The organism is Chengkuizengella marina, from assembly GCF_009910845.1.
In the GTDB taxonomy this organism is placed as follows: Bacteria; Bacillota; Bacilli; order Paenibacillales; family KCTC-33759; genus Chengkuizengella; species Chengkuizengella marina.
In genome coordinates this window covers 36,288-57,466 of the sequence record NZ_SIJB01000042.1, presented here as the reverse complement: position 1 = coordinate 57,466, position 21,179 = coordinate 36,288, and the positions used below count along the sequence as shown (strand labels likewise).

Below are 21,179 nucleotides of genomic sequence, written 5' to 3'. Positions count from 1 at the left end.
ATTCAGTTTTCAAGGTGCAAAGAATGCTTTATTACCAAGCATTTTTCTTTAATTTTTGTCGTCCGCCTCAGCGGCGACTTTAATAATATAACATGATCCTTTTATATATTGCAAGTACTTTTTATAAAAAAATTGTTCCCACTAAAAAGCGAGAACAATTTTTGCTAAAAATGAAATAACATGGGTGATAAAACTACTATAATTGTTGGAATAAACTTTAACGGTTTTTTGTTTCACCTTTGTTAGCTCTGGCGTCCCCGAAAAGTATTAAGTTTATGCTCCGAAGCCTTTCTTCACTTTTTTAGGTATTTATATTATTTTTCTTTCATCGTTGGAAATAATAATACATCTCGTATGGATGCTGAATCAGTTAATAACATGACAAGACGATCCATTCCAATTCCTAATCCACCAGTAGGTGGCATTCCATATTCTAAAGCTCTAATAAAATCATCATCCATCATATGAGCTTCATCATTACCTTGTTCACGCTCTTTTATTTGAGACTCAAATCTTTCTCTTTGATCTATTGGATCATTTAATTCGGTAAATGCATTTGCATGTTCTCTAGCAACAATAAATAATTCAAAACGATCTGTAAATCTAGGATCTGCTTCGTTCTTTTTAGCTAATGGTGAAATTTCTACAGGATGTCCATAAATAAATGTAGGTTGAATTAATGTTTCTTCAACAAATGTTTCAAAGAATTCATTAACAATATGTCCATATGACATCGTTGGTTCTACTTTCACATTGTGTTCTTTAGCAAGCTGATGTGCTTCCTCATTTGTCATCTGAACACTAAAATCTACACCCACTACATCTTTAATGGATTCTACCATTGAAATTCTTTTCCATGGAGTACCTAGATCCACTTTAACTCCCTGATAATCAACTACTTTAGTACCTAAAACTTCTTCAGCTATATGGCCAATCATTTCCTCTGTTAGTTGCATGATATCTTCAAAGTTTGCATAAGCTTCATAAAGTTCAAGCATAGTAAACTCTGGATTATGACGTGTTGAGATTCCTTCATTTCGATATACTCGTCCAATTTCATAAACTTTCTCCAAACCACCAACAATTAATCTTTTTAAATGCAATTCTATGGCAATTCTCATATATAACTGCATGTCCAACGCGTTATGATGAGTAATAAAAGGACGCGCAGCTGCACCTCCTGCGATGGCATGAAGCGTAGGGGTTTCTACTTCTAAGAATGATTTTTGATTTAAATATTCACGCATGGACTGAATAATTTTTGAACGAAGAATAAATGTTTCTTGTACGTCTTGATTCATAATTAAATCCACGTATCTTTGACGATATCTCAGCTCTACATCTTTTAGTCCATGGAACTTTTCAGGTAACGGATACAAAGATTTGGAAAGAACGGTAATTTCAGTTGCTTTAACAGAAATCTCTCCTGTTTTTGTTTTGAAAACAAACCCTTTTACCCCAACAATATCACCAATATCTAACATCTTGTAGCCTTCAAATTGATTTTCCTCAACCGTATCCTTACGAACGTAAATTTGAATTTTACCTGAAATGTCCTGAATATGAGCAAAACCAGCTTTACCCATACCACGTTTTTGCATAATACGACCTGCAATAATAACTTCTTGATTTTTCTCCTGTAAATCTTCTTTTGTATACTCGGAATAATCAGAAATAATTTCATTTGCTGTATGTGTACGCTCAAACTTACCACCAAATGGGTCTATCCCTAAACTTTTAAGTTCATCTAATTTATTGCGACGTATTTGTAACAACTCATTTAGTTCCAATTCTTGGCTCACTTATAACTCCACTCCTTTAATTTCACTAATATTACACAAAAAAGCTTCCAAAGGAAGCGATTATCGGAAGCTTTTTTGTAAATGGGATAATGAATAAACTATTTCATGATATCAATGATTTCGTATTGTATCACGCCAGCGGGTACATTTACATCTACTACAGATCCTTTTTCTTTACCTAGAATCGCTTTCCCTACCGGGCTTTCATTGGAAATTTTATTTTGAGAAGGGTCAGATTCTGCTGTACCAACGATAGCATATTCAACTTCATCTCCATACTCAACATCCTTTAAAACCACTCGAGAACCGATGTTCACTTTATCAGTACCTACATCATCATTATTAATAATACGTGCATTACGAAGCATTTTTTCAAGTGTAATCACACGTCCTTCGATAAATGCTTGCTCATTTTTTGCATCTTCATATTCAGAATTTTCACTAATATCACCGTATCCGATAGCTACCTTAATTCTTTCAGCAACCTCTCTACGTTTTACTGATTTTAAATTTTCTAATTCATCCTCTAGCTTTTTCAAACCCTCTGGGGTAAGAATTACTTCTTTATCAGACATATTGAAATCTCCTGTCATTTAAGTATTTTTCATATTTGCTTCCACTCAGCAAATAGAAATTGCTCTATTTTAATATATTAAAGTTTCAGCCCATGATGACAGATTCATGATGACTCTTTAATTCAAGGGTTGTTTCATATTTTATTCTAATGGTTGATTATATGGTAAGGATGTTAAAAAGTCAATAAAGGGTTGCTTATTTAAAAAAATCTAATGAATTACGACATTATTATCCATGTTCTCACTTTTTTGCTGTTGAAATTCAACAAAATTTTTAAGAATGGTATTCATGCCCTCTCTTGTGGTTTCCGACATGATTTCATCTTTAACTTTTGCAGAACCACGTAAACCTTTTAAATACCATGCCATATGCTTACGCATTTCTCTTACAGCAACATGCTCACCTTTTAAATCAACTAAACGATCTAGATGTAACATTGCAATACGCATTTTTTCATTTATATCAGGTTCAGGTAATAACTCACCATTCGTTAAATACTCGATCGTGCGATAAAGCATCCATGGATTACCTAATGCCGCTCTCCCAATCATAACTCCATCACATCCAGTATAATCAAGCAAACGTTTTGCATCTTCAGGTGTAAACACATCGCCATTGCCGATTACTGGGATTTGTACCGACTGTTTGACTTCTTTTATAATATCCCAATTCGCTTTACCAGTATACAATTGTTGTCGTGTTCTTCCATGAACAGCTACAGCTTTCCCACCTGCACGCTCAACAGCTTGTGCGTTTTTAACTGCGTATATGTGTTCTTCATCCCAGCCCATTCTCATTTTAACTGTGACTGGTTTAGATACCGCTTTTACAACAGCAGAAACCATCTCTTCTATTTTAGATGGATCTAGTAACCATTTAGCACCAGCGTCACATTTTGTAATTTTGGGTACTGGACATCCCATATTGATGTCTATAATATCTGCATTCGTATTCTGATCAACTACTTTTGCCGCTTCAACAAGCGAATGTTTATCGCCTCCAAAAATTTGTAAACTAAGAGGTTTTTCTCTTTCATCCACAAATAACATTTGCATTGTTCTTTCGTTTCCGTGTAAAATTGCTTTATCACTTACCATTTCAGCACATACTAATCCAACACCAAATTCTTTTGCGATCAGTCTAAATGCTGGATTACAAACTCCTGCCATAGGAGCAAGTACAACATTATTTTGGGTTTGGATATTTCCAATCTGTAACATTTTTCTATTCCTTTCAATTTAGAGTTCACTTTTTAATTCATCAGCATCTATGTATAACGCTTCTGATATTAGTTGAATGGTCTTTTCATCAGGTTTAATCGATCCGCGTTCAATAGAGCCTAATTTACTAATTGAAATACCTATTTTTACTGCTAGTTCATTTTGAGTGTAACCCTTCAGTTTTCTATAAGCTCTAATGCGTTGAGCCACTCGGTTTTTTTCCAAAGCCTTACTCCTTTACTCTCACCCTCAAGTTCCATTAATTGATCCACAGTCATTTGAATTTGTTGTTTTTCTTCTTCTCCTTGAATCACATCCAAGAGTGGGATAAGTACAAACAACCTTTCATTCATCCGTGGATGAGGAACGATAAGTTGATCTGTGTTTATTTGAACATTGTCATACAACAGTAAATCTAAGTCAATGGTTCTTGGCCCCCAATGAACGACTCTTTGTCTTAATAATGATTTTTCAATTCCTGCTAATTGTTGTAGTAATTGTTTGGGAGAAAACGTAGTTGTAACCACAACAACCATATTTAAGAAAGCATCCTGATCTGTATACCCTACAGGATCAGTTTCATATATATTTGAGCATCTTATCACTTCTATAGGAAAATTGTTTAATTGCTGCACTGCATCTTTAAGGTAAGTTTCTCTCTCACCTATATTTGACCCTAACCCTATATAAGCCATATTCTTTTTTTTGTTTTCATTCATTTTTACACACTCTTTCGATGGATTTCAACAGTAACACCTGAAAAATGAATATCAAAAGGTGGATTAGGTTTTGTAACCTTAACTGTAATTTCTTTGATCTTAGTATAAGTTTTCAATACTATACTTGCAATATTTTCTGCTAAAGCTTCAATAAGTTGATATGAATGTCCCTCAACAATACCTTTGATCACATCATATACTTCCGCATAATTAATCGTTTGATTTAAATCATCACTCTTCCCAGCTAATTGTAAATCAAAGAAAAAGGTAGTGTCTATGTAAAATTTCTGGCCTAATTTTCTTTCCTCAGGAAAAACCCCATGATAACCGTAAAACTCCATCTTTTCCATTATCATTTTATCCAATTATAAAACCCCCTCTTCATATTTCAATCACTTTTTAATAACATTGCATCCGTCATTGTTGTTACTCGTTTCATTTCTTTAATATCATGGACACGAACGATTTGACATCCTTGCATCATACCATAAACAATTGTAGTCGCTGTACCTTCAACAACATCGGTAGAAGGTAAATCCAATACATTACGAATCATAGACTTTCTTGAAGTTCCTAATAAAACAGGGTATCCTATTGAAACAATATCACTCAAGTGATTCATTAGAATTAAATTTTCATCAGAAGTCTTTGCAAAACCGATACCTGGATCTAAAATAATTTGCTCATTTTTTATCCCTGCTTGATGAGCAATGTTAATACTTTCATGTAAATCAAAAATAACATCCTGAATAAAATGATCATATCCTATTTCATTTCTATTATGCATGATAATCACTGGACATTGATGTTTTGCAATAACAGAAGCCATATCCCTATCTTTTTTTAAACCCCATACATCGTTCACAATATGTGCTCCAGCATTTAAGGCTTTGTCAGCTACTTCAGCTTTGTAAGTATCAATAGAGATTGGAACATGGATCACATCTTTTAATGTCTCTATAATCGGAATAACACGTTGTAATTCTTCATTTACATGAACAGCCTCGGCATTAGGTCTAGTAGATTCGCCCCCCACATCAATGATATCCGCTCCCTCTTCAATCATTTTCAAAGCTCTTTCTACTGCTGTTTCTTCACTTATATATTTCCCACCATCAGAAAAAGAATCCGGAGTTACATTTAAGATACCCATGATTAATGTTTTTTCTCCTAACGTTATTGATCGGTCCTTACAATTTAATTTACGAGAAGCAACTTGAGGTCTAGATCTCGATATAAATAAATTCCGTCTCATTTGTATCCTCCTATATCTGATTTGTATTTTCTAATCAATTCCTTTGTTTCAAAACCGACTTGTCCTGATCCTACATCCATTTTTTTACCATTCAAATCATATAGTGTTGTAATGGGAACGATCTCTTGAATAGAATTGCTTATAAAAATCTCATTTGCTGCCATTAAATCCTCCCATAAAAATCTACCTTCATTTACAGGAATCCCTATCTTATTCAACCATTTAATTACATAACCTCTTGTAACTCCTGGTAAAATTCCAGTGTCAATGGATGGAGTATACCAAACTTGATCGCGTATGAAAAAAATATTACTTACAATACCTTCAGCTAAGTAACCTTCAGCCGTCAAAAATAATCCCTCAGCTGTTTTATCTTTTGCAATCTCATTCATTTCTTTTTTTGCTAAAATATTATTCATATAATGTAGTGATTTTAAACGAATGTCTGTCTCCGGTGTATTCCTCTTAATATTTAAAAGTTGAATCGCTTTACCATATTTATATAGGTCCACGCTCATATCAGGGAGGGCCTTGATATAAATGATCTCATTATTCTTGGAATATTCATCTATAGGTAATCCTAAATTCCCTTCACCAGCTGTAATGGTATATCGTATATATCCATCTTTTAATCCATTGACTTCAAGCAATCTTTCTATTTGGAGTAGAATACGGTTTTTATCAGGCACCCAATTTATTCCGATCATTTCACAACTTCTTTTCAACCGATTTAAATGCTGCTCAATTAAAAAGGGCATTCCATCATAAGTTCGAAACGTCTCAAATAAACCCATACCGTAAAGAAAACCGTGATCAAATATAGATATCACGGCCTCTTTTTCGTCCTGTATTGTCCCATTTATACTAACTTTCATTTATTTGCTCTCTCTTCACATTTGTTTGGGAGATAAAGTTCTTTAATAATTGTAAACCATGATCTGTAATAATCGATTCAGGATGAAATTGTACACCTTCGATGTTAAATTTCTTATGCCTTAATCCCATTATTTCTCCTGCTTCTGTTTCAGCACTAATTTCTAAACAATCTGGAAGTGACTCTCTACGGACAATTAAAGAATGGTATCTCGTTGCAGTATAAGGAGATGGAATGCCTTCAAATATCGTCTTACCATCATGAAAAATTGGAGAGGTTTTGCCATGCATAAGTTGTTCAGCTCTAACCACTTCCCCACCAAAAACTTGTCCGATTGCCTGATGACCTAAACAAACACCCAAAATAGGAATCTTCCCTTTAAAATGATCAATTAAACTTAAACTGATTCCCGCTTCATTAGGTGTGCATGGACCTGGAGAAATCAAAATATGATCAGGTTGCAACTGTTCTATTTTTGAAATGTTGATTTCATCATTTCTATGAACGATAACCTCTTGTCCAATTTCACCTAAATATTGTACCAAATTGTAAGTAAATGAATCATAGTTATCAATGACAAGTATCATTCTATATGCGCCCCCTTTTTAAACTTGATGGATTAATTCACTGTATTGAATTGCTTTCCATAATGCTTTTGCTTTATTTAGACTTTCCTTATATTCTCTATAGGGATTAGAGTCAATGACAATACCGGCTCCTGCTTGTATATATCCAATATGATCTAAAATAACTAGTGTGCGTATTATTATATTGAATTCCATATTCCCATTATAATCAATCCAACCGATGGAACCTGTATATGGACCTCTCCTAACTGGTTCTAACTCTTCAATTATTTCCATCGTTCGAATTTTTGGTGCTCCAGTAATGGTACCACCAGGAAATGTTGCTGCAATGACGTCATAACCATCTTTACCTTCCGCTAATTCACCTTGCACCTCTGAAACGATATGCATGACATGTGAATAATATTCTATTTCCATAAAATCTTTAACCTTTACTGTACCAAATTTAGAAATTCGACCAAGATCATTTCTTTCTAAATCAACTAACATCACATGTTCTGCACGTTCTTTCTCATTCAATATTAGTTCTTCTGCTAGTTCCTTGTCTTCTTCATTGTTATTCCCTCTGCGTCTAGTGCCTGCAATAGGTCTTGTACTTACAATATTATCCTCAAGTTTAACTAATAACTCTGGAGATGCCGAAACAAGATGAAAATCTGGACATTTTAGAAAACTCATGTATGGTGATGGATTTAATATTCGCAACCATTCATAAAGTTCTTCTGGCGAACTATTTAAACGTCGGTTTTGTCGCAGTGATAAATTTACTTGAAAAATATCCCCTTGGGATATATACTGTTGAATTTTTTTAACTGCTTCCATATACTCATCTTTTGAAAGAGATTTTTCAATTCCTTCAATCGATTCCACATCAATATGCAGTTGATCTTTTTCAACTGAACTTTGAAATATCTTCTTTCTTTCATAAGATGGGTGATTATCGTTTATATTTATGATATCATCCCAAATTTTCTTCATCTGTCCCACTTTTTCTTTAGCCTTTAAATAATGAAAATGAAGCATCTCCTCGTTTATATTCTTGTCTGTTAAAGGAAAATGAATTGCACAATACAGACATTTATTTTTTTGATCTATAATCCATAACTCATCCATCATCATAAAATAATAGTCTGGAAGTTCTAAATCTTCTTTTGATAGATTTGGTATTTTTTCGATTGAGCGAATGACATCATAACTCCAATAACCAACACAACCTCCAATAAACTTAGGAGCCCCTTCAATTTTAGGAGCAACATAATCTTTCATCCAGTTTTTTACTAAATCCAAAGGTTTCCCTTGTAGGTGAGTTTTATTGTTATTTTGATCAGTAATAATGCCTTTATTATTGCTGCCAAATATAGTTGAAAAAGGCTGTAAACCTAAGAAAGTATATTGACCTGTTTTGCCACTTTCTAATACAAACGCATGATCTGAACAATTCTCCCAAGCTTTTTCCCAAGAAATCACATCAACATTAGGTAAAGGAAATGTTTGTATGTATGGGAGCATCGTATATTTATTTGCCCAATATTTCCACTGCTTAAAAGAGGTTAAAATCACGATTACTACCCCCGAGTTTGTTTAATTTATTTAACTCAATGTGTAACTCATATTACTCATATTGATTACTTAGTATATCTGAAAAAGATAAAAATAAAAAGTCCCTCTTGCGAAGGACTAGATAATGAATGATTTTATTATTTCTTGAAGTCTCAATCGATGTTTAATAAATTCCGTTTTCAGCACTATTCGAATTGATATAGTGGTGTGCTTAAATAACGCTCACCATTACTTGGAACCACTGCAACGACTTTTTTACCTTTACCAAGTTTTTTAGCCACTTGAAGTGCTGCATAAATCGCAGCCCCAGAAGAAATTCCACCAAGAATACCTTCAGCTTTTGCCACTTCACGAGAAGTTTCAAACGCTTGTTCATTCTCAACTGTAATCACTTCGTCAAAAATGTCTGTATTTAAGATCTCTGGAACGAATCCTGCTCCAATACCTTGGATTTTATGTGGTCCTGGTTTACCTCCAGAAAGTATAGGAGATGCTGCTGGTTCAACTGCTACAATTTCTACATTAGGGAAGTTTTCCTTTAACACTTGACCCGCTCCAGTAATCGTTCCACCTGTACCTATACCTGAAATAAACGCATCTAATTTTCCATCAAGAGAATGAATTGCCTCTACAATTTCAGGACCTGTTGTTTTCACATGAATCTGTACATTTGCTTGATTGTTAAACTGCTGAGGCATAAAGTAGTTAGGGTTCTCAGCTTGAATCTCTTCAGCGCGTTTAATAGCACCCTTCATTCCTTCTGGACCAGGAGTCAGAACAAGTTCCGCACCATAAGCACGTAATAAGTTACGTCTTTCCATACTCATCGTTTCAGGCATAACAAGGATAGCTTTATAACCTTTAGCTGCTGCTACCATTGCTAACCCTATGCCCGTGTTTCCACTAGTTGGTTCAATAATCGTGTCACCTGATTTTAACAATCCTTCTTTTTCAGCCGTTTCAATCATGTTGATTGCAATACGGTCTTTAACACTTGCTCCAGGGTTTTGAAATTCTAATTTCACATAAACTTCTGCACTATCCTCAGGAACTACTCTGTTTAAACGAACCAAAGGTGTGTTGCCAATGACCTCTGTAATGTTATTTACAATTTTAGACATTTTATTTCCTCCCGTATTTTTTCTAAACCTTACATATGTGATTTTATATAAAAATTTATTTCCGACTAAATTAGTAGGTTTTATAAGATTATAGTATCAATTTGCATTATAAATGTCAATATGAACTATTTGTCTATTTTTGAATTAATTTTTCTAAATCTTCTGCATTAAACTGATATTTTTCATTGCAGAAATGACAAACAACCTCTGCTTGTCCATCCTCAGTAATGATTTTTTTCAATTCAACTTCTCCTAAACTAACTAATGTATCTTGGACTTTTTCCCTGTTACATTGGCATCTAAATTTCACATCCATTTGATCCATGATTTGAACTGAAGGGAGAACCTCTTGTAAAATTTGCTCCAATGTCTTGCTCTCTTCCAGCAATTCTGTTACTGGTTTAATTTGACTTAAACTTTGTTCTATAGTTGTAATTTCCTCATCACTTAATCCTGGCATTAGCTGTATAATGAATCCGCCCGCTTTTCTAATAGATGTATCCTGATCTACTAATACTCCTACAGATACAGCTGAAGGGGTTTGTTCAGATTTGGCAAAATAATATGTAAAATCTTCCCCTAATTCTCCTGATATAATAGGGATGCTTCCTTTATAAGGTTCCTTTAATCCTAAATCTTTTATAATATATATCGCACCTTCTCTACCAACGGCACCTGCAACGTCTAATTTATTTTGAGCATTGCTAGGCAGATGGACATGTGGATGATCTGCATAAGCACGAACTTCACCATGAGCATTCGCATCTACGACAATTTGACCCATCGGTCCATTCCCCTTGATCTGAATTGTCAGCTTTTCTTCATTTTTTAACATTGCACCCATCATAACCCCTACAGACGCAGCCCTTCCTAATGCAGCAGTTGCAGTTGGCCATGACTCCTGTCTTTGACGAAGCTCGTCAACAAGATTTGTTGTATGAACAGCAAATGCACGTACTTTCCCGTCCATAGCTGTACCACGAATAAGATAATCGTTCATTTTGTTAATTCCTCCTAAGAAGTAAATGGCAATTCATTACGTTCATAAATTATTCTTAATCCTTCTAGTGTTAATAGAGGATTAGTACGTTGAATTGATTTAGATTCGTTTGATATTAGTTCTGCTAATCCCCCAGTTGCAATGATATTTGGTTTTGTTGTAAATTCTTCTTGGATTCTTTCCACAATCCCATCAACCTGACCAGCATACCCATATATGATACCCGCTTGCATAGAAGTTACCATATTTCTTCCAACTACATGTTTTGGTTTAACTAGCTCAATTCTAGGTAACTTAGCTGCTTTTTGATACAATGCTTCTGTAGAAATCCCAATACCAGGTGCGATTAATCCTCCGATATACTGAGATTTATCATCAATATAATCAAATGTTGTTGCTGTACCAAAATCAACGATAATGAGTGGAGCACCATATAACTCAATCCCTGCAACGGAGTTGACGATTCGATCTGCCCCAACTTCCCTTGGATTTTCATAACGAATGTTTAACCCTGTTTTGATGCCAGGTCCTACAATCAATGGTTCTTTATTTAAGTATTTTGTACATAATGTTTCTAATACGTACATTAATGGAGGTACAACGGAAGAAATAATAATACCTTTAATCTGATCTTTTTCAATTTTTGCATGATGAAATAAATTATGTATCATAATGCCATACTCATCAACGGTAGCTGAACGATTGGTACTCAATCTCCAATGATGTAATAATTTTTTACCTTCGTATAAACCTAATACAATATTGGTATTTCCAACATCTATGACAAAAATCAAAACGCACTCACCTTCTTTTCGTTTAAATCTAAACTAATGTCTATATTCTGGATTGAAGTTGTTAGTCCCCCAACAGATATAACGTCCACTCCAGTTAAAGCAATTTCTTTAACAGTTTGTAGGGTTACTCCTCCAGAAGCTTCCACAATAATATGAGAAGATTGTTCTTTTATTAAATTTACACTCTTAGTCATATGTTCAATTGACATATTATCCAGCAATATAATATCTGCAGCTAAAGCTTCTTTTATTTGGTCTAACTCTTCAATTTCCACTTCAATTTTCATCGTATGTGGGATTTGTTTTCTTGCAGATTGAATTGCATTTTTCACACTGCCTGTTGCTTTTATATGATTGTCTTTAATCATAACTGCATCATACAATCCTAACCGATGATTGTATCCACCACCAACTTTAACCGCATATTTTTCTAATAAACGATGACCAGGAGTCGTTTTTCTTGTGTCTGCAATTTTAACAGATAAATTATTTACTTCTGTGACATATGTATTTGTTTTGGTAGCTATTCCAGAAAGACGTTGTAATAAGTTGAGAGCTAATCTTTCACCCATTAGTATCTTCCTTGTGTTCCCCTCTACTGTTACGATTGTATCTCCCTTATTTAAAAAGGAACCCTCTGCTGCTTTTTCATTAAATTTTATAGTTGGATCTACAATTTCAAATACTAGTTTCGCGATTGGCAATCCTGCAAGCACTCCACATTCTTTCGCATGAATGAACCCTACAGATTGATGTTCGAATGGGACTGTACATACACTTGTTACATCACCTGTACCTATGTCTTCCTTTAACCATTCTTTTATATTTTCCTTTATTCGTTCCATACTTCCTTCAATCATGCTCAATACACTCCTCTACTATACCTTGATCACGATGATGCAATATATGTTTACGCCATACGATTTCATCTCTTTCAGGAAAATCTTCTCTATAATGTGCACCACGGCTTTCTTCTCTTACCTTTGCTCCTTCAGCTGTTAGCATAGCACAGGTTAATAAGTTAACAAATTCGAATTCTTCTAACTTTGTAAGATGTGATTCAAATACAGGTAATTGCCGTTTTAATTCTGCAAGTCCTTTATCTAATCCTTTTAGCGTTCTTTCTAAACCTACGTACCTAAGCATAATTTTTTGCAGCTTTAATCTTCTTTCAACCACAGCCTGGGTATTATATTTACGATCTGTCTCCACTTTTATTTTAGGAACGTGTTTCAAAGGAGAAAGTTGATTGATTTGGTTTACAATTCTTCTTCCAAAAACAATCGCTTCTGATAATGAATTGCTTGCTAAACGATTTGCTCCATGAACGCCAGTTGAAGATACTTCCCCACAGGCAAATAACCTTTTGACAGAAGTTTCTCCATTTAAATCTGTTTTCACTCCACCCATCATGTAATGTGCAGCTGGTGCCACAGGGATCCAATCTATCGTTAAATCCAATCCATAATCTAAGCAAAATTGATAAATGGTTGGGAAACGATGTTTCACCATGTCTGGAGATTCATGAGAAATATCTAAATAAACAAAGGTAGAATTTGTCTTTGCCATTTCGCTCACAATTGCTCTTGCTACCACATCACGTGGTGCCAACTCCATTTGAGTATGATATTGATCCATAAAACGTTCACCTTTAATGTTTCTTAATACAGCACCTTCTCCTCTAACCGCTTCAGAAATTAAAAACCGGGGAGCTCCTGGGTAATATAAAGCGGTTGGGTGAAATTGTATGAATTCCATATCTTTAATTAGAGCACCTGCACGATATGCCATCGCCACACCATCACCAGTTGCAATAATTGGATTAGTTGTATACCGAAAGAGCTGCCCTGAGCCTCCTGTACATAGAACCACAGCTTTACCCTGTACATAAACCCGTTCACCATCTGGTTTTTGGACAAGTGCCCCACAACATTCTCCATCGTTCGTAATCAAATCAATAACAAAATGGTCATCCCACATTTCAATGTTTTCTCTATCACTGACTTGATTTGATAAAGCTCGTACGATTTCAGCTCCTGTTGCATCACCATGTGCATGTAAAATACGTCTTTGACTATGAGCCCCTTCTTTCGTGAGGGCAATTTCACCATTCTCCTCATCAAATTGAGTGCCTAGTTTCATCAAATCTTTCACACCATCAGGTCCTTCATGTACAAGAACATTCACTGCCTCTACGGAACATAAACCTGCTCCAGCAATTAATGTGTCTTGTCTATGATAAGCAGGAGAATCCTTTTCATTCATAACCGCAGCAATCCCACCTTGAGCATATCGAGTATTGCTGTCTAATAACGTTTTTTTAGTAATCATAACAACATCACTGTCTTTACTTGCCTTGATTGCTGTAAATAAACCTGCAATCCCTGAACCAATTACGATAACATCTGTATGTATATGTGGTATTTGATCTATTGAAAAATCAACTAAATATTGAGGGATCATTCTTATCACCTATTCTCTTCAACATAAATTCGTGCATAAAACAAAAGCCCCAATTGGAGCCTCTCTAAGAGGTTATAAAAAGAAACACCCACAAAAGTGAAGTGAAACGGTTGAAGGTTCATCTTATTACTTTTGCGGGGCTATGAACTATTATAAAAATGGTCAATTATTTAACTTCTAGCATACTCTGTAATGATAATTTTGCTTTCTCTGCTATGTGAGGTGGAACATAAATCTGTGGTTTCATATCCTCTAAAGAACGCACTAATTTTTTTAAATTATTCACTTTCATATTCGGACAAACTAAAAACTTTGTTGCAAAATGGAATTTTTTATTAGGACTATCCTTACGAAGCTGATACCCTGTACCGTCCTCTGTACCAACGATAAACTCTTGACATTCAGATTCCTTACAATACTTTAAAATGCCCGTTGTGCTACCCACAAAATCTGCTATCTCTATAACCTCTGGTCTACACTCTGGATGTACAACAAACTCTGCATTAGGATATTTAGCTTTCATTTCTTCTACATCCTTAACAGTTAACATATCATGAGTATTACAATAACCTTCCCAAAGAATCATTTTTTTGTCCGTAAATTGTGATACGTAATGACCTAGGTTTTTATCTGGTACCCAAATAATTTCATCTGTGTCTAAAGACTGAATCACTTTCACTGCATTTGCTGAGGTACAGCATATGTCAGTTTCTGCTTTGATTTCTGCTGATGAATTAATATAAGTTACCACTGTTGCATCAGGATGTTTACGTTTTAATTCACGTAACCCTTCTACATTAACCATGTCAGCCATAGGACAACCTGCTCTTTCATCAGGTATGATGACAGTTTTATCTGGAGCTAATATTTTAGCACTTTCACCCATAAAATGTACACCACAAAAAACAATAACATCTGCATCTGTTTCCGCTGCTTTTTGTGCTAATAAAAATGAATCTCCACGAAAATCTGCTACCTCTTGTATTTCATCACGTTGATAATAATGTGCTAATATAATAGCGTTTTTTTCCTTTTTTAATTCAAGAAGTCTTTCTCTCAACTGCTGATTCCGTTCCGCTTTTCTCTCTAAAGCCAAAGCTTCCATTTAAATCCACACCCCTCTATATGACTTTGTGAAAAAATGAACAAATAAATGCAAATACTTTTAATTTATTATGTTTAAAACCATGTTACTTTACTAAATCAAATTTTACAACTAATGTACACAACCTGAACCATCATGTCAATAAAAATAGGGAAAGAAAAATCCGGAAGTGTAAAGTACACTCCGGATTTTATCATTAATACTAACTTTTATTTATTTTTATGACTTGTCATCTGTATCGTCTTTATCATCATTATTTTTATCAAATTTAAGTTTATTAGAGTCATCTTGATCATCTTGTTTTTGAATGTTGACTTTAACATCGTCATCACTATCTTTAGAACTATTCACCTGAACATCTTTATGTTCACCAAGTTTACGTTCAAGAATTTTCCCTTCTTCAATAATCTCAGTAATTTGATCTTTATCTAACGTTTCTAAATTTAATAATGATTTGGCAATAAGATGTACTTTATCTTCATATTTGGTTAAAATTTCTTTTGCTTGATCATATCGCTCTCGAATCATGGTTTGCATTTCTTGATCAATTTCATATGCAATAGCATCACTATAGTTCTGTTCATGGCCAATATCTCTTCCTAAAAAGACCTGTCCTTGTGTTTGACCAAATTGCATTGGACCCAGTTTACTCATTCCATATTCCATGACCATGGCTCTAACGATACCTGTTGCTTTTTTGAAGTCATCATAAGCACCTGTGCCAACTTCACCTATAAATAATTCTTCTGCAACCCTTCCACCAAGCAATCCGGTTACTCTATCTAAAAGCTCATTCTTTGTATTCAGCATACGATCTTCCCCATCTTTAGGGATCATCATTGCATAACCCCCAGCACGTCCTCTTGGAACAATCGTAACTTTATGCATAATATCTGCGTTTCTAACAAAATAACCAATAATGGTATGACCTGCTTCATGATATGCAATGGTACGTTTTTCTTTTTCGCTGATCACACGACTTTTCTTTTCAGTACCTACAACTACTCGATCAAATGCTTCATCCAATTCACTCATGCTGATATCTTTACGATTTCTTCGGGCTGCAATAAGAGCGGCTTCATTTAATAAGTTTTCTAGGTCAGCTCCTGTAAATCCAGTAGTATAACGAGCCAATGTTTCTAAATTAACATCTTTTGAAATTGGTTTATTCCGAGCATGTACTTTTAATACTGCTTCACGTCCTCTTACATCAGGACGATCTACTGTAATTTGTCTGTCAAAACGTCCAGGACGTAAAAGTGCCGGGTCTAAAATATCCGGTCTATTGGTTGCTGCAACGATAATGATCCCTTCGTTTGCACCAAAACCATCCATTTCAACAAGAAGCTGATTTAAGGTTTGCTCACGCTCATCATGACCTCCACCTAATCCTGCTCCACGTTGTCTACCAACAGCGTCAATTTCATCAATAAAGATAATACATGGCGCATTTTTCTTTGCATTTTCAAATAAATCACGAACGCGAGATGCACCAACACCCACAAACATTTCTACAAAATCTGAACCACTTATAGAAAAGAATGGAACGCCTGCTTCTCCAGCAACCGCGCGTGCAAGTAACGTTTTACCTGTCCCTGGTGGTCCAACTAATAAAAGTCCCTTTGGAATTCTTGCTCCTAAATTCGAAAACTTCCTTGGATCTTTTAAAAATTCAACAACTTCTACCAGCTCTTGTTTTTCCTCATCTGCCCCAGCTACATCATTAAAAGTTACCTTTTTCTTTTCATCATTATATAAACGGGCTTTGCTTTTACCAAAGTTCATCACTTTGCCGCCACTACCCTGAGCTTGATTAAGCAAGAAGAAAAATATAACAAAGATAATGATAAACGGGATAAGTGATGTCAACAATGTCACCCATACGCTTGGTGTTTCCATCGGTTTGTACTCAACCTCTGTATGCTGTTTCAACAACTCATCAAGTGCATCGGTGTCCGGACCATAAAGCTGAAAATTTTTAGATCCTGTATCACTTATCGGGTTAACAAATGTCCCTTCTAAATTCGTAGTATATCCATCAAATTGCGAAGATACTTCTTGAATATTATTATTTAATAATTGCTCTTCAAATTGAGAGTAGTTCAAAACCTCCACCTGTTCGTTTTGACCACTAATAAATTGAACAATACCAATAATAATTAATACAACTAATAAATAAAATCCAGTGTTGCGAATGAATCGATTTTTCATCCCCTACCTCCTCTACAAAGCACATTATCTATTTTAACATATCCTAACTTTCATTCACAACTTAGCCATGAAATGGTGTGAATAAACCTTTTTGAATTACATCATTAAGAATGTGAATAAACTTCATTTTTTAATATTCCTATATAAGGAAGGTTACGATATTTTTCCGCATAATCCAAGCCATATCCAACAACAAATTCATTAGGTAATATAAACCCTTTATAGTCAACCTCTAGATCTACTGTTCTTCCTCCTGGTTTATCAAATAAAGTCACTATGGTAGTTGATAAAGCATTTCTACCTTTCAGAACATCTACTAAATAACTTAACGTTAGACCGCTGTCAATAATATCTTCTACAATAAGAACATCCCTACCTTCAACAGGGACATCTAAATCTTTAACAATTTTTACAACACCTGATGATTTGGTAGACTGACCGTAACTAGAAACGGCCATAAAATCTATTTCCAGAGGAATGTCTATTTTTTTAACTAAGTCTGACATAAAAATAAAAGCACCTTTTAATACACAAATTACCAAAGGGTTTTTTTCTTTAAAATCTCTTGTAATCATTTGACCTAGGTCATTAATTTTTTCTTGAATTTGCTCTTCGCTGTATAATGTCTTTTTTATATCGTTATGCAAAAAACTAACCTCCTATAAATTAAAGTATGGAATTTTTATATTGAATATGTAAAATACGTGAAGTCTTTTCTTCCAAAACAGCATGGCTGGAAACACGAATTCCAGGAATCCATAGAACTTGCTGTTTTGCATCAACCAATAGTGGAATTTTCTCTCTCTTGGAAGGTGGAATTTTTTCATCAATGAAAATATTTTTTACTTTTTTAGTTCCATTTAATCCTTTTAGTTTCATTCGATCTCCTGGTTTTCGATTTCGAATGTAAAGTGGGAAAAAAAGTTGATTCATATCAAATATGACTTCCGTATTTAATCGACCATTGATTAAATGATCTAGGTCGCTTTTTGAAACTGTTTGTTCTGTAAACTGAAATAATGCGTTTGCTTCCAATACTTCAAGTTGGTTTGTGTTTTCCTCAATTTGATAACTAAATGATAAATCATTGTTCGGTTTTTGATTAGAAAACTCAACTTGATCATATTCTCTTATAAAAAAAATCTGCTCACTAATATCAAGGCTCATTGTGGATGTAGCATTTTGTTCTATTGCAACTCGGCTCATTTCTATAATTTTATAATCAAATAAATAGGGCTCAGAACAAAGATAACTTAATATTAGTTTAATCAGTCTTCTTTGTAAAGCAATGTGTAAGGAAATAAAAGTCTTTCTAGAAAAATAAAAACCATACTGATTTTCCTTTATGATTTCCTTAAAGTATCTATTCGTTTCCTGGTCCAAGAAACTCTGTTCTTCAGACATCATATCTGACAAACGATTTAAGGATTGTTCCAACTTATGATTATATTTCTTTAAATATGGAATTACATCCAATCTAACTTCATTTCTGAAATACTTCCTTTGTTGATTGCTACTATCTAGAGTATAATTTAATTGGTTATAATGACAGTATGAAAGAATTTCTGATTTGTATATATGTAACAATGGACGAATGAGATTCATTTTATTTTCCATTCTTTTCATGGAAATTCCAGCTAATCCTTCAGGCCCTGTACCACGTATCAATCTCATCAATATTGTCTCTGCTTGATCATTAGCATGATGTGCTAAAGTTATTTTCCTGGAACCGTATTTTTTAGCTATTTGAAATAAAAAATCATATCTTTTTTCCCTTGCAGCAACTTGTGCATTTTTTCCTGTTTGTTCTATATAAGCAGGGACATCTATTTTTCCAATTTCACAGTGAACTTTTAAATCATTGCACCACTGTTGAACCAATATTTCTTCTTGATCTGCCTCCGATCCACGAAACTGATGGTTAATATGTACTGCGATTAACTTAAAATTCCACTTTGATGAAAGAGTATGTAAAATATGAAGCAATGCCATTGAATCAGGACCACCCGATAAAGCAACAATGATTGTTTCACCAACTTCAAATAAATGTTTTTCTTTGATGAGTTTCTCTATGTTTTGAACTAACCCCATATGTTCACTCCTTATTACACTGATGAAATGGTGAATTACTGTGTCAGAATTGCCACGTTGTGTTAATAAATAAAACTAAAGTAAACAGTCACAACTAACACAAAAATGGAAGAAGCCAATGCTGGTTTTAACCATGGTAATTCAATTGAATTTGAATTTTCAAAACCATTACCATACATTAGTTTTTTCCATTCCTCACGCGCACATCTCGTTGATGAAAATGTTCCGTTTAACGCTTTCTCTAAAAATGGGATCATACGTTTACAGTGTGGGTTTGTTTTAGCTCTTTTTAATAAATATGAACCACTTCTTTTCTCTGAAGTTAAATTTGAAATAGAAAGCGCACCGGTTAAAATTAAACATAAAATAGCAAAGGAAAAAATATCATAAGCTTCGTCTGCTTTTCTTGTCCCATTTATCCAGTAACCTCGATCATATATTTCTGTAAACTGCTTAATAGAGCGCCCTTTAGGAGTAACTCCCCCATAATCTATTAATGTCACTTTCCCAAACTCAGAAACAATCACATTTTCAATTTTTAAATCCCCAAATATGAAATTCATCTGATGTAGTTTTTGTAATTGATTTAAAATATTTAACCCTACTAAATGAAACCATTGCTGACCATTTGAATTTAAAAACAACTTAGCATCTAACCCTTGAATATATTTCATAATATAAAAAGAGTAGATCTTACCATTCAACTCAAAATCATCAGAATCTATAAATATTTTCTTATCTGGTTCAAGTTTTTTATTTATTTTTTTTATTACATTAATTTCAGACTGAAGACTTATTTCGTCTAATCCGATCTTCATCGCAAATACATTCTGATTATAGTTTACTAAATAGACTTTACCACTTGTACCTTCTCCAAGCAAACGTTGGATTTCATAATTTTTTTTATTCCACTTCCCCTGAATTTTAAAACCCTCATGTAAAACAGTAGTATTTGTTGATTTATACGATGTAGTCACTTAACATCGCACCCTTTTTATGTACGTCTTTCATTCCTGCCAACCTTTTTATTTCATCATCTGAATGTTTATGAACCATATACTCAATCACTTTTAATAGTGCAGGTCCTGTGGGTGTTGCACCCCTCATATTTATTTTATAAAATAACCGTTTCATAATTGCATATTCTGTGGACCAATCCAAATCCATTTCTGCAGGTTCATTTTTATTTTTTGATCCAGGAAAATGAAACAATGAAACCTCACTTTTACCTTCTCTAGCTTGTAAACTTAACATCAAATCATGAACTGCATCTTCAACTGCATTAATTTTAGGTTTCATACTCGCACTGGCATCTACGAGTAATACTACCCGTAAAAGCATATTTTCTTCCAAATCTTCTATTACATCTACTACTTTCTCTCTTTGGTTGGGATGCAAGTCTTCTAATGAGGTTGTTGATCCTATGATATGCTGTAATTCTTCATTCACAACCTGCTGAATTGTATGTACGACTGTTTTACGAGTCATCATTTGAACGGTTTGAGATAATTGTTTTGAATGAACGATTTTACTTAATCCTCCACCAGCTTTAGCCATCTCTTCAATTTCTCTTGTACCTCGCAGTCCAAAATCTCCCTCGTCTACAACACCTATTACATTCACAATGATATTTTCTTCACGAGCTTGGGCTGCTGCCGTCACTGGATCTAATCCCACATTTGAACACCCATCTGTAATGACGATAATTTGTTGTACCATATGATCAAAACCTCCAAACTAATAGATTAATAGAAACAAAGATATTATTTTCTATTATTCCCATTTGATGAAGGTTTAAAAC

Annotated in this window: 21 protein-coding genes; all 21 read right to left on the bottom strand. The window is 34.2% G+C overall.

Translation table 11 applies throughout. The annotated features are described in order from the left end of the window. Positions 1–314: 314 nt before the first annotated feature. Positions 315–1,802, bottom strand: coding sequence for a lysine--tRNA ligase (lysS, locus tag ERL59_RS18110; RefSeq protein WP_160647653.1), 1,488 nt, complete (start codon positions 1,800–1,802; stop codon positions 315–317). A gap of 98 nt (positions 1,803–1,900) precedes the next feature. Then, a complete protein-coding gene (gene greA / locus ERL59_RS18105; RefSeq protein ID WP_160647652.1) occupies positions 1,901–2,377 on the bottom strand; it encodes a transcription elongation factor GreA in 477 nt (158 codons plus the stop codon). A gap of 210 nt (positions 2,378–2,587) precedes the next feature. After that, complete coding sequence (gene dusB / locus ERL59_RS18100) at positions 2,588–3,598, bottom strand: tRNA dihydrouridine synthase DusB (protein WP_160647651.1); 1,011 nt, start codon at positions 3,596–3,598, stop codon at positions 2,588–2,590. An 18-nt stretch (positions 3,599–3,616) separates the two neighbouring features. Continuing rightward, the gene (locus tag ERL59_RS18095) at positions 3,617–3,823 is read right to left on the bottom strand and encodes a helix-turn-helix domain-containing protein (protein ID WP_160647650.1); all 207 of its coding nucleotides are present in this window, start codon (positions 3,821–3,823) and stop codon (positions 3,617–3,619) included. Continuing rightward, a complete protein-coding gene (folK, locus tag ERL59_RS18090) occupies positions 3,775–4,317 on the bottom strand; it encodes a 2-amino-4-hydroxy-6-hydroxymethyldihydropteridine diphosphokinase (RefSeq protein WP_160647649.1) in 543 nt (180 codons plus the stop codon). Before folK ends, ERL59_RS18095 begins: the two co-directional genes overlap by 49 nt. A 2-nt stretch (positions 4,318–4,319) precedes the next feature. Next, the gene (gene folB / locus ERL59_RS18085) at positions 4,320–4,682 is read right to left on the bottom strand and encodes a dihydroneopterin aldolase (protein WP_160647648.1); all 363 of its coding nucleotides are present in this window, start codon (positions 4,680–4,682) and stop codon (positions 4,320–4,322) included. Positions 4,683–4,705: 23 nt separating this feature from the next. Beyond that, on the bottom strand, positions 4,706–5,572 hold the full coding sequence (gene folP, locus ERL59_RS18080) for a dihydropteroate synthase (protein WP_160647647.1): 867 nt from the start codon (positions 5,570–5,572) through the stop codon (positions 4,706–4,708). Beyond that, positions 5,569–6,447 carry an aminodeoxychorismate lyase gene (pabC, locus tag ERL59_RS18075; protein WP_160647646.1) on the bottom strand — a complete coding sequence of 293 codons (879 nt, stop codon included), beginning with the start codon at positions 6,445–6,447 and terminating at the stop codon, positions 5,569–5,571. Before pabC ends, folP begins: the two co-directional genes overlap by 4 nt. Further along, positions 6,437–7,033: an aminodeoxychorismate/anthranilate synthase component II gene (gene pabA / locus ERL59_RS18070; RefSeq protein ID WP_160647645.1), complete on the bottom strand. Its 597-nt coding sequence runs from the start codon at positions 7,031–7,033 to the stop codon at positions 6,437–6,439. Before pabA ends, pabC begins: the two co-directional genes overlap by 11 nt. Positions 7,034–7,051: 18 nt before the next feature. After that, the gene (locus ERL59_RS18065) at positions 7,052–8,593 is read right to left on the bottom strand and encodes an anthranilate synthase component I family protein (RefSeq protein WP_160647644.1); all 1,542 of its coding nucleotides are present in this window, start codon (positions 8,591–8,593) and stop codon (positions 7,052–7,054) included. A gap of 185 nt (positions 8,594–8,778) precedes the next feature. Beyond that, positions 8,779–9,714, bottom strand: a complete 936-nt coding sequence (gene cysK, locus ERL59_RS18060) for a cysteine synthase A (protein ID WP_160647643.1) — start codon at positions 9,712–9,714, stop codon at positions 8,779–8,781. Positions 9,715–9,847: 133 nt separating this feature from the next. Beyond that, positions 9,848–10,714 carry an Hsp33 family molecular chaperone HslO gene (hslO, locus tag ERL59_RS18055; RefSeq protein WP_160647642.1) on the bottom strand — a complete coding sequence of 289 codons (867 nt, stop codon included), beginning with the start codon at positions 10,712–10,714 and terminating at the stop codon, positions 9,848–9,850. Between the two features lie 14 nt (positions 10,715–10,728). Next, positions 10,729–11,508 carry a type III pantothenate kinase gene (locus tag ERL59_RS18050; RefSeq protein ID WP_160647641.1) on the bottom strand — a complete coding sequence of 260 codons (780 nt, stop codon included), beginning with the start codon at positions 11,506–11,508 and terminating at the stop codon, positions 10,729–10,731. Continuing rightward, complete coding sequence (gene nadC, locus ERL59_RS18045) at positions 11,505–12,368, bottom strand: carboxylating nicotinate-nucleotide diphosphorylase (protein ID WP_160647640.1); 864 nt, start codon at positions 12,366–12,368, stop codon at positions 11,505–11,507. The genes ERL59_RS18050 and nadC overlap by 4 nt, the downstream gene beginning before the upstream one ends. Continuing rightward, positions 12,361–13,971, bottom strand: a complete 1,611-nt coding sequence (nadB, locus tag ERL59_RS18040; protein WP_160647639.1) for an L-aspartate oxidase — start codon at positions 13,969–13,971, stop codon at positions 12,361–12,363. Before nadB ends, nadC begins: the two co-directional genes overlap by 8 nt. Positions 13,972–14,137: 166 nt before the next feature. Next, positions 14,138–15,076 carry a quinolinate synthase NadA gene (nadA, locus tag ERL59_RS18035; RefSeq protein ID WP_160647638.1) on the bottom strand — a complete coding sequence of 313 codons (939 nt, stop codon included), beginning with the start codon at positions 15,074–15,076 and terminating at the stop codon, positions 14,138–14,140. A 219-nt stretch (positions 15,077–15,295) separates the two neighbouring features. Then, entirely contained in the window at positions 15,296–17,287 is a 1,992-nt protein-coding gene (gene ftsH / locus ERL59_RS18030; RefSeq protein WP_160647637.1) for an ATP-dependent zinc metalloprotease FtsH, read from the bottom strand. 104 nt (positions 17,288–17,391) lie between these two features. Further along, positions 17,392–17,934: a hypoxanthine phosphoribosyltransferase gene (hpt, locus tag ERL59_RS18025; protein WP_160647636.1), complete on the bottom strand. Its 543-nt coding sequence runs from the start codon at positions 17,932–17,934 to the stop codon at positions 17,392–17,394. Positions 17,935–17,953: 19 nt separating this feature from the next. After that, a complete protein-coding gene (tilS, locus tag ERL59_RS18020) occupies positions 17,954–19,378 on the bottom strand; it encodes a tRNA lysidine(34) synthetase TilS (protein ID WP_160647635.1) in 1,425 nt (474 codons plus the stop codon). A 62-nt stretch (positions 19,379–19,440) separates the two neighbouring features. Continuing rightward, positions 19,441–20,355, bottom strand: a complete 915-nt coding sequence (locus ERL59_RS18015; protein ID WP_160647634.1) for a protein kinase family protein — start codon at positions 20,353–20,355, stop codon at positions 19,441–19,443. Beyond that, the gene (locus tag ERL59_RS18010) at positions 20,339–21,097 is read right to left on the bottom strand and encodes a vWA domain-containing protein (RefSeq protein WP_160647633.1); all 759 of its coding nucleotides are present in this window, start codon (positions 21,095–21,097) and stop codon (positions 20,339–20,341) included. Before ERL59_RS18010 ends, ERL59_RS18015 begins: the two co-directional genes overlap by 17 nt. Positions 21,098–21,179 lie beyond the last annotated feature (82 nt).